Raw genomic sequence first — 14,281 nt, 5'->3', positions numbered from 1 at the left:
GACACCTCGTGCGTGACGCCGACGCCGGACGCATTGTCCGGCGTGCCGTTGACGCCGTGCGGATGGTTGCCGTCAGCGCTTCACGTCGAGGCGTTCCTCGCGCATCAGCGCGCTGACATCGTCGACGCCGACCAGGTTGAAATCGCCGGGGACCGCGTGCTTCAGGCAGGCCGCGGCCAGTCCGAAACGCAGGCTGTCGGCGTCGTCGAAACCGCTGGCCAGGCCATGCAGGACGCCGGCGGCGAAGGCGTCGCCGCCGCCGATGCGGTCGACGATCGACGGCAGTTCGCGATCCTCGATGCGATGCACATCTCCGGCGCGCGTGACCATGATCGCGCCGAGCGCGTGGTGGTCGACGCTGTGCTGGCTGCGGATCGTCGAGGTGATCCGCTGCAGGCGCGGGAACGCCGCGAACGCGCGCGCGGCCGCTGCGATCACGCGGGTCTCGTGGCGTTCGGCAGGCGCCTGCGCACTGTCGCCGAGGATCACGTCGATGTCGCGATGATCGGCGAAGGCGATGTCGGCATGCGCCAGCAGGTCATGCAGGATCGTGCGCGGATCGCCGTCCCAGGCCGCCCACAGCTTGGGCCTGAAATTGCCGTCGAACGACACCCGCACGCCGGCCGCGCGCGCGGCCTGTACCGCCGCCTGCGCGATGCCGGCGCCGTTGGCGCCCAGCGCCGGCGTCACTCCGGAGACATGGAACAGGTCGGCACCCTGCAGCGCCGCCGCGAAGTCGTACCGGTCGTGCGTCGACAGCGCGAACGCGGAATCGGCGCGGTCGTACAGCACCTCGCTGGGACGATGGCCGGCACCGGTGGCGAGGAAATAAAGGCCCATGCGGCCGGCGAATCTGCGCACGTGACGGGTATCGACCCCATGCCGGCGCAGCTCGCCGACGGCGGCTTCGCCGAGGGCATTGTCGGGTGCGCCACTGATCATCGCGGTATCGTGTCCGAAGCGCGCCAGCGACACCGCGACATTGGCTTCCGCACCGCCGACATGTACGTCCAGTACAGGGCTTTGCAGCAGGAATTCGCGGCGCGGGGCGCCCAGGCGCAGCAGCAACTCTCCAAGACAGACGATTCGGGCCATGACGCTTCGAGACTCCAGGTTCCGGTGTGGTATCCGCGCTGCCAGGGGCAGGGCGCGCATGTGACATTACTAAGGTGCGTCGCAAGCCGGTTTGCGCACCGCAGCATGCCTTGGGGAAGAATGTTTGTTAGGGTTTTGACCAGCGGTGTCATTTCTGCCGCCGACACCATATCAAGCACAGTCAACGAGTCAAGAACCGCGCGTAGACGGGGTCTGGCCACCAACGGGAGGGGTTATGCGTCGCACATCGGCTTCAAAAAAGACACCGGTTACCTTGCTGGCGATTTCGATCGGCATCGCCCTCGGCGGCTACGCGGGTGGCGTCATGGCGCAGGACGCGGTGGCTCAGGACGACACGCCGACGCCGGCGGATGCGTCCACCCGGACGCTGGATACGATGACCGTGGTGGGCTATCGGGCCAGCCTGGAAAAGGCCGTCGACATCAAGCGCGGCGAAGCGGGCATGGTCGATGCGATCGTGGCGGAAGATATCGCTGACTTCCCCGACCTCAATCTCGCCGAGTCCCTGCAACGCATCCCAGGCGTGTCGATCACGCGCGAAGGCGGCGAAGGCCGGAACATCTCGGTGCGAGGCCTTGGCCCGCAGTTCACCCGCGTGCGCATCAATGGCATGGAGGGTCTGGCCACGGGCGGCGGTACCGATACTTCCGGCGGCGTGAACCGAGGGCGCGCGTTCGACTTCAACACATTTGCATCCGAGCTTTTCACACAACTGGTGGTACGCAAGACATCGGCTGCGGAAGTCGAGGAGGGCTCGCTGGGCGCCACGGTCGACCTTCGCACCGCGCGTCCATTCGACTTCGACGGTTTCACGATGGCCATCGGTGGGCAGATGGGCTACAGCGACCTGGCGGAGGAGTACGCGCCGCGAGGAACGTTCCTGGTCAGCAACACATTCGCCGACAACAAGCTCGGCGCGTTGCTGTCGTTGGCCTATACCGATCGCACCGTGCTCGAGGAGGGCTCCGACTCGGTACGTTGGGCCGGCGGCACGTCGAACGGAGGCTTCAGTGCAGCGTCTCCGTTTGCGCAGGCACGCGGTGCAGGCGTTTTCCATCCCCGCATTCCCCGCTACAACTCGTTCCGTCATGAGCAGGAGCGTGTGGGCATCACCACCTCGCTGCAGTTCCGTCCCAACGACAGGACCGAGCTGGTGTTCGACGGACTGTTCGCACGTTTCGACGCAAACCGCTGGCAGGACAATATCAACGCAGTGTCGTTCAGCCGCACGGGCGCCACCGGCAAGCCGCAGACGGTAGTGCTGGACGGCGAAGTGGACGATCGCGGCAACCTCGTCTATGGCGTGTTCGACAACGTGGACATCCGTTCCGAAGGGCGTTACGACGAGCAGAGCACCGAATTCCAGCAATGGAACTGGTCGCTCAAGCACGATTTCTCCGATGCGTTCCGGTTGAACGCCCTCGTCGGAAGCTCCAGGTCGACGTACGACAACCCCATCCAGACCACCGTCATCGCCGACAAGTTCGACGTCGATGGCTACTCGTGGGATTACCGTGGAAACAGCCGTTTGCCTGTGTTCGACTACGGAAACCTGGATCCCACCGATCCCAACGGTTGGACCCTTGCGGAGATCCGTCTGCGCCCGCAATGGGTGGAGAACAGCTTTGATACCGCATCGCTCGACCTGTCATGGATTGCGTCCTCCTACTTCACCCTCAAGGGAGGCGTGAACTACAAGGATTTCACCTACGAGAGCCGGGAATGGGGGCGTGGTACGCCAAATGGAACCCGCAATGAGAACGCGCCCGCCGGCCTCGTCAGCAGTGCCGCCCTTGCGCAACTGATGCGTCAGTTCTCGATCAGCGCGGGAAATGCGGGAAGCACGGTGGTGCCGAGCGTCGCTGACTTCGCGCGCGTCTACGGCATTCACGACAACACTGGTGCGTTCCAGGTGTATGACAATCTCAGCAGCCTCATCGCCAACAACCGGACCACCAATGAGGAGGTGCTGGGCTTCTACCTGCAGGGTGATTTCAACTTCGACATCGGTCCCGTGCCGGTGCGCGGCAACATCGGTGTGCGCCGTGTGGATACCGAGCTGACCAGCGATGGCTATTCGATCGTTGGTGGTGCCTTGGCGCCGACCCGCGTGGTGCACAAGTACAGCGATACGCTGCCGTCGATGAACCTCGTGGCGGAAGTCACGCCGGACATCCTCGTACGCCTGGCGGCTGCCGAAGTGATGAGCCGTCCCAACCTGGGCTTCCTGAATCCCGGAGCGACCGTCAGCGTTGCCGGTGGCGCGCGCAGCGTGACCACGGGCAACCCGAAGCTCGATCCGTTCCGCGCCAAGACCCTGGACCTGGGCGTCGAGTGGTACTTCGGTGAAGGCGCGCTGCTCTCCGTTGGCGCGTTCTACAAGGACATCGACAGCTACATCCAGACCTCGCGCGAGACGCGTCCGTACAGCACATCCGGACTGCCGGTTTCGTTGCTTCCTCCGGGCGTGAGCGCGAGCGATGATTTCGATTTCACACAGCCGTTGAACACGCCCGGCGGTGACCTGACCGGCTACGAGATCAGCTACCAGCAGCCGTTCACATTCCTGCCGGGCTTCTGGCAGGACTTCGGTGTGCAGCTCAACTACACCTACGTGGACTCGGAAATCCAGTATCTGAGCTCGACCGGTGCACCGAGCGCGAAGGGTCCGATGGTCGGTCTTTCCAAGAATGCGTGGAATGCGACGTTGTACTACGACAACAACAAGCTCTCGGCACGTGTGTCGGCCGCGTATCGTGACGAGTACATCAATACCATTCCCGGTCGAGAGGGCAGCGACATGGAAGGGACCAAGGAAAACACCACGATCGACGCCTCGATCTCCTACAACTTCAACGACAACTTCAGCGTTTCATTGGAAGGGCTCAACCTGACGGACGAGTGGAGCGACATGTGGATCGACAGTCTGGGTGATCGCAGCATTTCGTATACCCATACCGGGCGTCAGTACATGGTGGGATTCCGCTACAAGTTCTGATGACGACGACCTGATGTCCGTCAGACCCTGCCCTGGCTCCCTCAATGGAGGGAGCCAGCGCGGTTGTGGGCGAGCTGGCATGAGTCACCCGGGACGTCACGGGGCGAGCAGTGCTGGGGTACGGAGATGGCGCGGGCCGTGTGAAGCGGATCCGCATGAACACCAGGGATGCCGGGACAGTCGTGGAGGGGGATGCTTCGCGAGCCTGTTCCTTGTTGACAAATGAACCCTCGGGAGGGGAACGATGCATGATGGAAATCCACGGCCACAGTTGCCGTTGACCGCACTCGCAATGGGAATCGGCCTGGTCTTGCAGGTCGCCACCACAGCGGCACTGGCGCAGGACGCAAGCACGCGCAGCGAAGATCCGACCAACCTCGACCGTATGGTCGTCACCGGCACCTACCGTGCCAGTCTCGAAGCATCGCTGGATGCCAAGCGCTACAGCACCGACCAGATCGATGCCATCGTCGCCGAAGACATCGGCAAGTTCCCCGACCTCAACCTCGCCGAAGCGCTGCAGCGCGTGCCGGGCGTCACCATCGACCGCGATGCGGGTGAGGGACGCTCGATCAGCGTGCGCGGGCTTGGCGGGGATTTCTCGCGCGTGCGCATCAACGGCATGGAAGCGCTGAGCACCACCGGCGCCACCGACAGTTCCGGCGGCGCCAACCGCAGCCGCGGTTTCGATTTCAACGTGTTCGCGTCCGAGCTCTTCAGCAACGTGCGCGTGCGCAAGACCCAGTCGGCGCAGATCGACGAGGGCTCGCTGGGTGCGACTGTCGACCTGCGGGTGTCGCGCCCGTTCGACTTCAATGGCTTCACCGCGACCGTCGCCGCCAAGGGCGGCTACAACGATCTCAACAGCGACCTGCATCCGCGTTTCTCCGGGCTGGTCTCCAACACCTGGGCCGATGGTCGCATCGGGGCCCTGCTGTCGGCGTCCTATAGCGAGCGTTCGATCTTCGAGGAAGGTTTCAGCAGCGTGCGCTGGGCCGAAGGCGGAACCTCGGGCACGACCACGTTCTGCAGTCCGCTGGGCTACGACCCGCGCCTGCCCGGTAACAACGGTGGACGCGGTTCGTCGGCGACCCATTGCGCGAACGCGGGCGGTGTGGTCATCCCGCGTCCGGCAGGCACGGCCGGCAACATCGCCGCCTACGAGACCGCACGTGATTCCTTCCATCCGCGCCTGCCGCGTTACGGCCGCCTGAGCCACGACCAGGAGCGCCTGGGCGTCACCGGCTCGTTGCAGTTCAAGCTGGCCGACCAGACCACGCTCAGCGTCGACGGCATGTATTCCAAGCTGCAGGCCACGCGCCAGGAAGACTTCCTGCAGACGATCTCCTTCAGCCGCAATTCCTCGCAGGGCGGCAAGGCCCAGACGATCGTCCGCGCGGCCGAGGTCGACGAGCGCGGCAACCTGGTCTACGGCGTGTTCGACAATGTCGACGTGCGCTCGGAGTCGCGCTACGACGAACTGGAAACCGAGTTCAAGCAGCTCGGCTTCAATCTTGAACACCGCTTCAACGACCGCCTCAGCCTGGAAGCGCTGGTCGGCACGTCGAGCTCGGATTTCCGCAATCCGCGCCAGACTACGGTGACCTTCGACATCCAGAACCTGCAGGGCTACAGCTGGGACTTCCGGCGCAACGCGAACCTGCCCGACATCAACTACGGCACGCTCGATCCCGGCAACCCCGATGCCTGGAACTGGATCAGCTCGCCGCCGTCCAACAGCACCGGCTCGGAGATCCGCATCCGCCCGCAGGCCACCAGCAATGATTTCGACAACGCCAAGGTGGACCTGGCCTTCATCGTCAACGAGGCGTTCACGGTGCGCGGCGGACTGTCGTGGAAACAGTTCGACATGAGCTCGGTGGATTCGCGGCGCGCGCTGGAGACCGTGGTGCCGGCGTTGCCGGCAGGTGTCAGCATGGCCGACATCAGCACCGTGATCAGCGGTTTCGGCAAAGGACTGGGCGCCAGCGCGCCGTCGTCGTGGGTGATCCCGGACCTTGGTGCGATCGCGGGACTGTTCGACATCTACTGCAACTGCGATACCGGCATCCCCGGTGGCGATTTCCGCCTGGAGAGCTTCACCAACGGCAGCGCTCGCATCAACAACTTCGGCATCTACGAGAAAGACACCGGCGGCTACCTGCAGCTGGATTTCAACCTCGACCTGGCCAACCGCCCGCTGCGCGGCAACGTCGGCGTGCGCTATGCCCGCACCGAGATCATCGCCAGCGGCTATACCTCGGTCGGCGGCGGCACCGAGGTGACCTACGACCACAGCTACAGCGACGTGCTGCCCTCGCTGAACCTGGCCTGGGACCTGCGTGACGATCTGGTGCTGCGCTTCGGTGCGGCCAAGGTCATGGCGCGGCCGCAGCTGGCGTCGTTGAACCCGGGCTCGGGCCTGACCTTCAATACCAGCGGCCAGCACACCGCGCGCATCGGCAATCCGTTCCTGGATCCGTTCCGTGCCAAGACCTACGACCTGAGCCTGGAGTGGTACTTCGCCGAGGGCGCGCTGCTGTCGGCGGCGGTGTTCTACAAGGACATCGACACCTACATCCAGGAGTTCCGCGCCGCGCTGCCCTACGACCAGACTGGCCTGCCACTGGAATGGCTGCCGCCCACCGCCGATCCGACCGATGAAGTCGATTTCCGCCAATGGGTCAATTCGCCGGGCGGTCCGCTGAAGGGTTTCGAGCTCAACTACCAGCAGCCCTTCACCTTCCTGCCCGGGGTCTGGAAGGATTTCGGCATCCAGCTCAACTACACGCGCGTTGCGTCCGAGATCACCTACGGCAATGCCGATGTCGCCAATTCGGACATCACCTTCGTCGAAGACCTGGTGAACCTGTCGCCGACGTCGTACAACGGCACGCTGTACTACGACAACGGCAGGTTCAGCGCCCGCGCGTCGCTGGCCTACCGCGACGACTACCTGCAGCGCGTGCCCGGGCAGAACGGCAACGATGTCGAAGGCAAGCGTGGTACGCGCAGCGTCGACGCCAGCATCCAGTACAAGCTCAACAAGCAGCTGACGCTGACGCTGGAAGGCCTCAATCTCAACGACGCCTACAACCACCAGTACGTCGATTCCTATCGCGGCAGTACCTCGGTCTACCACCATACGGGCCGGCAGTACTTCGCGGGCGTGCGTTATCGCTTCTAGATCCAGATCGTTTACAGGCATGCAGAAAGCGGCGAGCAATAGAGACCGTCATCGATCCGATGTCCTCCCGGGGCCCCCCGTGGGCCCCGTTCTTTTTGGGGCGCGATGGCCTGCCGCCTGCATGCTGGCGGTCCTGGCCCTGTGCCTTCTGCTGCAGGCCTCGCCTGCCGGCGCCACTGATCCCGCCGGCACCACCGGAGCCAGGGAGCCCGATCCGGTCGCGGAGAACATGCTGCTGTTGCAGACCGCGTCCGGCGGCTGGTCCAAGCACTACAACGGTAAGGCGGTCGATGACGCCCGCCACTACGACGCGCGCGAGCGTGCCGCGCTGCGCGATCCGGCGCGCGTCGATGATGCCACCATCGACAACAAGGCGACCACCCGCGAGATCGCGTACCTGGCCGGTGCCTGGCAACGCAGCGGCGATCCACGCTATCTGGCTGCGGCTGAACGTGGCGTCGCCTATCTGCTGGCCGCGCAGTACCGCAACGGCGGCTGGCCGCAGTTTTATCCCGATCGTTCGTCGTACCGCCACCAGATCACGTTGAACGACGACGCGATGACGCGCGTGCTGGCGTTGCTGCAGGACATCGTGGAAGGCAAGGGCGCGATGGCCGCGCTGTCGCCGACGCTCGCCGAGCCCGCCGCCGAGGCGCTGGCGCGCGGCCTGCAGTGCCTGCTGGCGACACAGGTCCGGGTGCAGGGCGTCGTCACCATCTGGGCGGCGCAGTACGACGAGGTCTCGCTGCAGCCGGCACGGGCGCGCAGCTATGAGCTGCCGGCGCTGGCGACATCGGAATCGGCGGGCGTCGTGCGCCTGCTGATGCGCCAGCCCACGCCGTCGCCTGCAATGATCGAGGCGGTCGAGTCGGCGGTACGCTGGTTCGAGGCCAGCCGTCAGCGCGACGTCGCGCTCGATACCGTCGAGGCGCCCGGCCAACCGACGGACCGCGACGTGGTCGTGGTCTCGGCGCCGGGGCAATCGTTGTGGGCGCGCTTCCACGACCTCGAACAGGGCCGGCCGCTGTTCTCCGATCGCGAAGGTAGGTGGCTCACGCGGCTGGACCAGGTCCCCCACGAGCGCCGGGTCGGGTATGCCTGGTATGGCACTTGGCCCGACAAGCTGCTGCGCCAGGAACTGCCACGTTGGCGCAACCGACTGAAGGCGGGGGGTGCACGTGCCGGTGCCGACACCGCAGGCGACGGGGCGTTCGATCCCGGCGACAATCCATGAACAGGTCGGCCGTGGTCGACGGGCGGTGCCGGCGCGCTGGTTGCGCAGGGCGTCGCGTGTTCGCATTCCTGAAGGAAAGACGATGACTGTGCTGTTGAAGCGATGCCGTGCCGCCGCCCTGTTGGCGCTGTGCCTGCATGCACCGGCCATGGCCGGCGGGCCGCCGGCACTGCTGTTCCATGTGTCGGCCGACCAGGGCTTTGTCGCCGATACCGCGGCCGGCGACGCGGTGCCGAACTTCCAGGACAAGGTCGCTATCGTGCCGACCGGCGTGCGCGGCTCGGCGATCGAGTGGGCCGACGATGGCGTGCTGGCATGGAACGCACCCGGCAACATCCAGGCACAGCGCGGCACGCTGTCGTTCTTCTGGCGTCCGCGCTATGCCGTCGGCGAAGCGCCGTTCGTGATCTTCCGCGTCGGCTATGCCGACCACAGCAGCTGGGACATGGCCTGGCTGCGCATCGACTGGAACGGTCACGGCTTCGATGCCTTCGTGACCGACGCCAACCTGGCGCGTACGCGGGTGTCGTTCAAGCTCGATGCCCTGCCGGCTGCCAGCGACTGGACGCACCTGGCGTTCGCGTGGGATGAGGCGCTCGGCGTACGCCTGCATGTCGATGGCCGCGAGGTCGCGCGCGTCGATACCACGGCCGACTACGACGCCGCCCTCGACCAGCTCGGGCTGGCCGGACGCGTGATGGCGCCGTACCAGGTGCAGAGCCGCTATAACTTCCTGCGTGGCAGCGACTTCGACGAGATCCGCGTCTACGACCGCATGCTCGATGCGCCGGGCATCGCCGCGCTGGCCAGGCAGGCCGAGCCGCGCAGCGCGCAGGCCGATGGCGACCGCCGCCAGGCGTGGCTGCACCGGCATGGCTGGGACCATGGCCGCGCGCCGCCGCTGTTGCGCGCGTCGACGACGACGATCCGCAAGATCGAGTTCGCCGATACCAAGGACAAGAAGCAGTGGATGTGGAAGGCCACCGACGGCATCGCCGAGACCACGTGGCCGGGCGTCTACAACCGCTCGCGTCTGGCCGGCCGCAACGATTACTTCCAGCTGCCGGACTGGAATACCTACGTCGAGGGCGGCAAAGCGCTCGACCTGGCGATGCCCGACGAACCGTTCAACCGCATCGAGCTGCGCGGCGCCGCCTTCGGCACGATGAGCCATGGCGCGCAGTTCGATCCGCAGCAGCCGTTGTTCGAGCGTGGCCAGGGCATCGTGCGCAGCGTCGATGAGTTCGACGCGCGGCGTGGCGGCCACCTGCGCTTCACCAATGCCGCGCAGGAGACCCCGATCCAGGAGATCTGGGCGTATCGCGTCAGCGATGCGGCCGAGCCCGAAGGCACGGTCAAGCAGCGTTATGTCATCGACAGCCAGGCGCTGCCTGACTATCTCAACATCGCCGCCTTGCGCGACTACATCGCTGGGCGCTATCCGGCCGCGGAGCGCAGCACGGTGATGGCGCTGCCACGCGGCGCCGGCTCGCGCCGACGCGAGGCCGCCACGCTGCCGGCGTCGCCGGAGCCGATCGTGCATGTGCTGATCCCGTCCGGGGTCGGCGATGCGCCGGCCGCGCAGCCGCTGATCCGGAGCTGGGCGCACAGCTGGGAGAACATGTACGACGGCCTCGATGGTGTCGCCATCGACCTGCCGGCGCTGGACCTGCCGGCGACGCACGACGGTGCGATCGCGTTGAACATCCGCGTCAAGGACCCGATCTGGCCGGCGCGCGACATGATCGACGTGTCGGTGTCGGTCAAGCCGGGACAGAAACGCACGCTGTGGCTGGACCTGCGCGACCGTATCCTGACTGCCGACAGCCTGTGGATCAGCATCGCGTCGGCGGCGCCCGGGTTCAATGCTGCGTCGCTGGATGGCGCCGAAGTGCGCATGGTGTTCAAGCCTCGCGACGAGGCGCTGCGCGAGCACGTGGCCGACCGCTTCAACCAGGTGCGCGACAACTGGGGCTTCCTGGTCGAGGAACACACCACGTCGAAGCGGCAGCGCCTGTACGCGCGCGTCTATGCCGACCTCAGTGATCTGCTGCGCGTGGATCCCGACCACGCACTCGGACGCCTGTACTGGAACTACATCAGCTACAACAGCCAGGGCAAGCCGCCGTTCGAGCAGCCACAGGCGCCGGCCGGCGTGCCGTTGTGGGCGTTCCGCCAGACCGAGGACCTCAAGCACGTGCGTCGCTTCATCGACTGGTGGATCGACCACCGCCAGGTCGCATTCGGCGATTTCGGAGGCGGCCTGTCCGACGATACCGACCTGACCCAGCAATGGCCGGGACTGGCCTTGATGGGCGTGCAGCCCGACAGGATCAACGCCTCGTTGACCGCCCTGGCCGAAGCGGTCTACGCCAATGGCATGTTCAGCAACGGCCTCAGCACCATCGAGACCGACGAGCTGCATGCCTATGAAGAAGGCATCAACAGCAACAGCGCGATGCTCTACCTCAACTGGGGCGATCCGTTGACGCTGGAGCGGTTGATGGAAACGGTCAAGGCCTACGACGAACGCATCATCCTGCCCAATCCACAGGGACACCTGTTGTGGTCGAGCAACTGGTTCGGCGGCAACAAGGTCTATCGCGAACCGAACTGGCAATGGCAGAAGCCGTATTCGTTCCCGGCGCTGCACCCGGCCTTCCTGCTGGGCGACTACAACGCCGATCCCACCGGACGCAAACTGGTCACCGGCCTGGCCGATGGCTATCTCGCGCATGCCTACACTGCCGAGGACGGGCAGTGGGCGCTGCCCAACGAGATCAACTGGGCGACCGGGGAAACGCGCGGCGGCGAATTGCTGCAGGGCTCCGGCGGGGGCGACACCATGCACCTGTTCTGGGCCGCGTGGCGCTGGACCGGCGACAACAAATACCTGCAGCCGCTGGAGTATCGTGTGGCCCGCGGCGGCCCCGGCGGCCTGTCGAACCTGGGCGAAAATTTCATCGACATCCTCGGCAGGCAGCAGGACTGGGGCAAGCGGCTGGTCGATGCGGCTGACAAGGGCAGCCTCGGTTTCCCGAGCCTGGTCGCGTGGCAGCAGACCGGCGACAAGGCCTACCTCGAAGCGCTGCACGCCGATGGCATCCAGGCCAAGGCGCAGCGCGAGTACATGAACACTGAAGGCCATTGGTGGTCGGATCGCGTCGAGGCGCCGAGCGAGTTCCTGCAGCGCGCACGCCTGGGCGGCATCGCGTTGAAGCGCAACCAGAGCTGGCCCGGGCATACGGTCAGCTGGCGCTTCGAACAGGAGGAAGGCGCCGAGCAGGTGGCGATCCTGGTGCCGGGCCCGCGCCGCGACCGCTTCAAGGTCGTTGGCTACAACCTCGGCAACAGGCCGCAGCGTGCACAGATGACCGGCTGGAACATCGAGGCCGGGCAGTGGCGGATGACGTCGGGGATCGACCGCGACGGCGACGACCGCATCGACGGCAAGGCCAGCACGCGCGAGTTCATGCTGGAGAAGAGCGCGGCGGTCGACGTGGTGTTCCCGCCCGGGCAGACCGTGGTGATGGAATTCGAGCGGCTGCAGCCGGGCACGCCGGTGGAGCAGCGTCCCGACCTCGGCATCGGCCGTGGCGACCTGCGCGTGGTCGAAGGTGCGATCGAACTGACCGTGCACAGCCTCGGCCATGTCGGTACCGGCATCGGTTACGCGGCGCTAGAGGATGCGCGCGGTCGCGTGCTGTCGCGCGTGCCGTTGCCGGCACTGGAGGCCCCCGCAGACCTGGTGCCGCGGACGACACAAGTGCACCTGCCGGCGAGCCCGGGCGCGGTCCGCGTGCGGGTCGGCCTGGACGGTGCGGGTGGCGCGGGCGATGCGGAGGAAGTCACCCGGCTCAATAACACGCTGGCGTTGCCTTGATCGGCAGCGCCATGGCGCGCGTGTTGCCGCAGGACTGACGCGCCGGTGGCGTGGACTGCGCCGCCGGCGTCATATCGCGACCCTCAGTCCAGCAGCCACTGCCGCATTAACGCGGTCGTCCGTTCCGGTTGTTCCATCGACGGCAGGTGGCCGCAGACCGGGAGGCGATGCAGGCGGGAAGACGCGATGCCGGCGTGGATCGCCTCGGCTTCCTCCGGCGGCGTCATCACGTCGTCGTCGCCGACCACGATCAAGGTTGGTATTCGGATGTCGCGCAGGAACGGTCGCGAGTCCGGGCGGCCCAGGATCGCGTTCTGCTGGCGCAGGTAGGCCTCCGGGCCGACGCGTCGCGTCATCGCCTGCACCTGCTCGCCCACCTCGCCGCCGACATGCTGGGCATGCACCAGCCGTGGAAGCAACTGCCGGGTGACGCCGACAAACTTGCCCAGGCGGATCGCCCGGATGCCCATGCGCCGCTGACGCGCACGTTCTGGCGAGTCCGGTGCGGCACTGGTATCGAGCAAGGCCAAGCGCTGTACACGTTCCGGCTGCTGGCGCAGGATCTCGAACGCGACATAGCCACCCATCGACAGGCCGGCCAGTGCGAATTGCGGCGGCGCCTGCGCCAGCACGCGCGCTGCCATGGCGGCAACACTGTCGTCCTGGCCTAGGTCGGCGACCTGCATCCGCGCGATGTCGCCGAGCCCGTCGATCTGGTCGCGCCACAGTCGCGCGTCGCACAGCAGTCCGGGCAACAGCATCAGGGGAATGGGTTGGATCAATCGCTTGCTCCGATATCGATCGTGCAAGTCTAGCGGTACGGTCGTCCACGTTCGATCAGGGGGGGCGTGTTCGATGCCGCGTGCTTGTTGACTCGACGATGGCGGCCCAGGGAATTAGTGAACCCGACCCGTGCATCGGTCTCAGGGAATCAGGTTTGCTTGCAGCGCCGGCACTGCGCGTGCGAGCTCATCGGCGACGACGGCGGCAAACAGCGCCGCGCCCTCCGGCCCCAGGTGGGTGTAGTCGAAGGCAAGCCTGGCCTGGCCCATCGGCTCGAACACCGCATGGTTCTGCAACGCTGCAGGCGACGCTGCGGCCGCGTCGACAGGCGGCGTCTTGCCGACCGTCGTGCCGCCCTGCGCGGCAGTGACCTGGTGCGGTTCGGGCGGGCGCTGCGCCAGCCGCATCGATGCGACCGGCCCCAGCCCCTGGACTACGCGGCGGCTGCGCGCCAGCAGATCGACCAGCGGCACGTCGAGTTCGGCGGCCACCGCGCGCGTGGCGTCGGCCCAGTCGCCGAGATCGTCGATCAGCACACCGTCCTTGAACTGGCGGCGGGTCAAGGGCGTCAGCAGCACCGGTTGCGCGCCGGCCGCGCGGATCTCCTGCACGTAGCGACGCAGATTGGCGGGGAATTCGCGGGCCAGGTCGGTGGACCGGCCCGGCTTTCCGGGCTGGTCGTTGTGTCCGAACTGCAGCAGCACGTAGACCGCGTCGTAGGGTCCCGCGCGCATCTCGTGCAGGGCGATGTCCCAGGAGCCTTCGGCACGGTAGCTGTCGCTGCTGCGACCGCCGCGCGCGAGGTTCACGCAGGCCAGGAACGATTGCACGTGCTGGTCGCAGAACGCACCGCCCCAGCCGCTGAGCACGGACGTCGTGGAATCGCCGACCAGCACGATCTTGCTGGCGCGGACCGGCGTGGCGGCAGGGCGGTCGGGGTCGGCAGGCGGCGGCGTGCGGGCGATCGCGGAGGCGGTCATGGCCGCCATGGCGCAGGCGACGAACAGCAGGGAGGCGAGGCGGGGTGTGTCCATGTCGGTGGGGGCAGTGTCTGGTCAGGGCGCGATGGTGCGGTGGAGG

Annotated in this window: 7 protein-coding genes; 4 read left to right on the top strand and 3 right to left on the bottom strand. The window is 66.4% G+C overall.

Annotated elements, in window-relative coordinates; all coding sequences use genetic code 11:
• Window positions 1-72: 72 nt before the first annotated feature.
• Complete coding sequence (locus tag ACYX7E_RS18330) at window positions 73-1,095, bottom strand: sugar kinase (protein WP_462082053.1); 1,023 nt, start codon at window positions 1,093-1,095, stop codon at window positions 73-75.
• A gap of 235 nt (window positions 1,096-1,330) precedes the next feature.
• Between ACYX7E_RS18330 and ACYX7E_RS18325 the strand changes: the two genes are divergently transcribed.
• The 4 genes from ACYX7E_RS18325 to ACYX7E_RS18310 all read left to right on the top strand — a co-directional run bounded on the left by ACYX7E_RS18325 (window position 1,331) and on the right by ACYX7E_RS18310 (window position 12,418).
• The gene (locus ACYX7E_RS18325) at window positions 1,331-4,114 is read left to right on the top strand and encodes a TonB-dependent receptor (protein WP_462082052.1); all 2,784 of its coding nucleotides are present in this window, start codon (window positions 1,331-1,333) and stop codon (window positions 4,112-4,114) included.
• A 244-nt stretch (window positions 4,115-4,358) separates the two neighbouring features.
• The gene (locus ACYX7E_RS18320) at window positions 4,359-7,301 is read left to right on the top strand and encodes a TonB-dependent receptor (RefSeq protein WP_462082051.1); all 2,943 of its coding nucleotides are present in this window, start codon (window positions 4,359-4,361) and stop codon (window positions 7,299-7,301) included.
• Between the two features lie 121 nt (window positions 7,302-7,422).
• Entirely contained in the window at window positions 7,423-8,535 is a 1,113-nt protein-coding gene (gene pelA / locus ACYX7E_RS18315; RefSeq protein ID WP_462082050.1) for a pectate lyase, read from the top strand.
• 82 nt (window positions 8,536-8,617) lie between these two features.
• Complete coding sequence (locus ACYX7E_RS18310) at window positions 8,618-12,418, top strand: LamG-like jellyroll fold domain-containing protein (protein WP_462082049.1); 3,801 nt, start codon at window positions 8,618-8,620, stop codon at window positions 12,416-12,418.
• Between the two features lie 83 nt (window positions 12,419-12,501).
• Here ACYX7E_RS18310 and ACYX7E_RS18305 read toward each other — a convergent pair whose 3' ends face one another.
• Window positions 12,502-13,179: an alpha/beta fold hydrolase gene (locus ACYX7E_RS18305; RefSeq protein WP_462082048.1), complete on the bottom strand. Its 678-nt coding sequence runs from the start codon at window positions 13,177-13,179 to the stop codon at window positions 12,502-12,504.
• A 162-nt stretch (window positions 13,180-13,341) separates the two neighbouring features.
• Window positions 13,342-14,235, bottom strand: coding sequence for a rhamnogalacturonan acetylesterase (locus ACYX7E_RS18300; RefSeq protein WP_462082047.1), 894 nt, complete (start codon window positions 14,233-14,235; stop codon window positions 13,342-13,344).
• Window positions 14,236-14,281 lie beyond the last annotated feature (46 nt).

The sequence above is a fragment of the Luteimonas sp. RIT-PG2_3 genome (assembly GCF_054902115.1).
Note: the sequence above shows the minus strand (reverse complement) of the source record. Positions and strands in the feature narration are given on the sequence as shown.

Coding starts and splice junctions, on each gene's coding strand:
- ACYX7E_RS18330 (WP_462082053.1), bottom strand. CDS start 1,095: ATGGCCCGAATCGTCTGTCTTGGAGAGTTGCTGCTGCGCCTGGGCGCC.
- ACYX7E_RS18325 (WP_462082052.1), top strand. CDS start 1,331: ATGCGTCGCACATCGGCTTCAAAAAAGACACCGGTTACCTTGCTGGCG.
- ACYX7E_RS18320 (WP_462082051.1), top strand. CDS start 4,359: ATGCATGATGGAAATCCACGGCCACAGTTGCCGTTGACCGCACTCGCA.
- pelA (WP_462082050.1), top strand. CDS start 7,423: ATGCTGGCGGTCCTGGCCCTGTGCCTTCTGCTGCAGGCCTCGCCTGCC.
- ACYX7E_RS18310 (WP_462082049.1), top strand. CDS start 8,618: ATGACTGTGCTGTTGAAGCGATGCCGTGCCGCCGCCCTGTTGGCGCTG.
- ACYX7E_RS18305 (WP_462082048.1), bottom strand. CDS start 13,179: ATGCTGTTGCCCGGACTGCTGTGCGACGCGCGACTGTGGCGCGACCAG.
- ACYX7E_RS18300 (WP_462082047.1), bottom strand. CDS start 14,235: ATGGACACACCCCGCCTCGCCTCCCTGCTGTTCGTCGCCTGCGCCATG.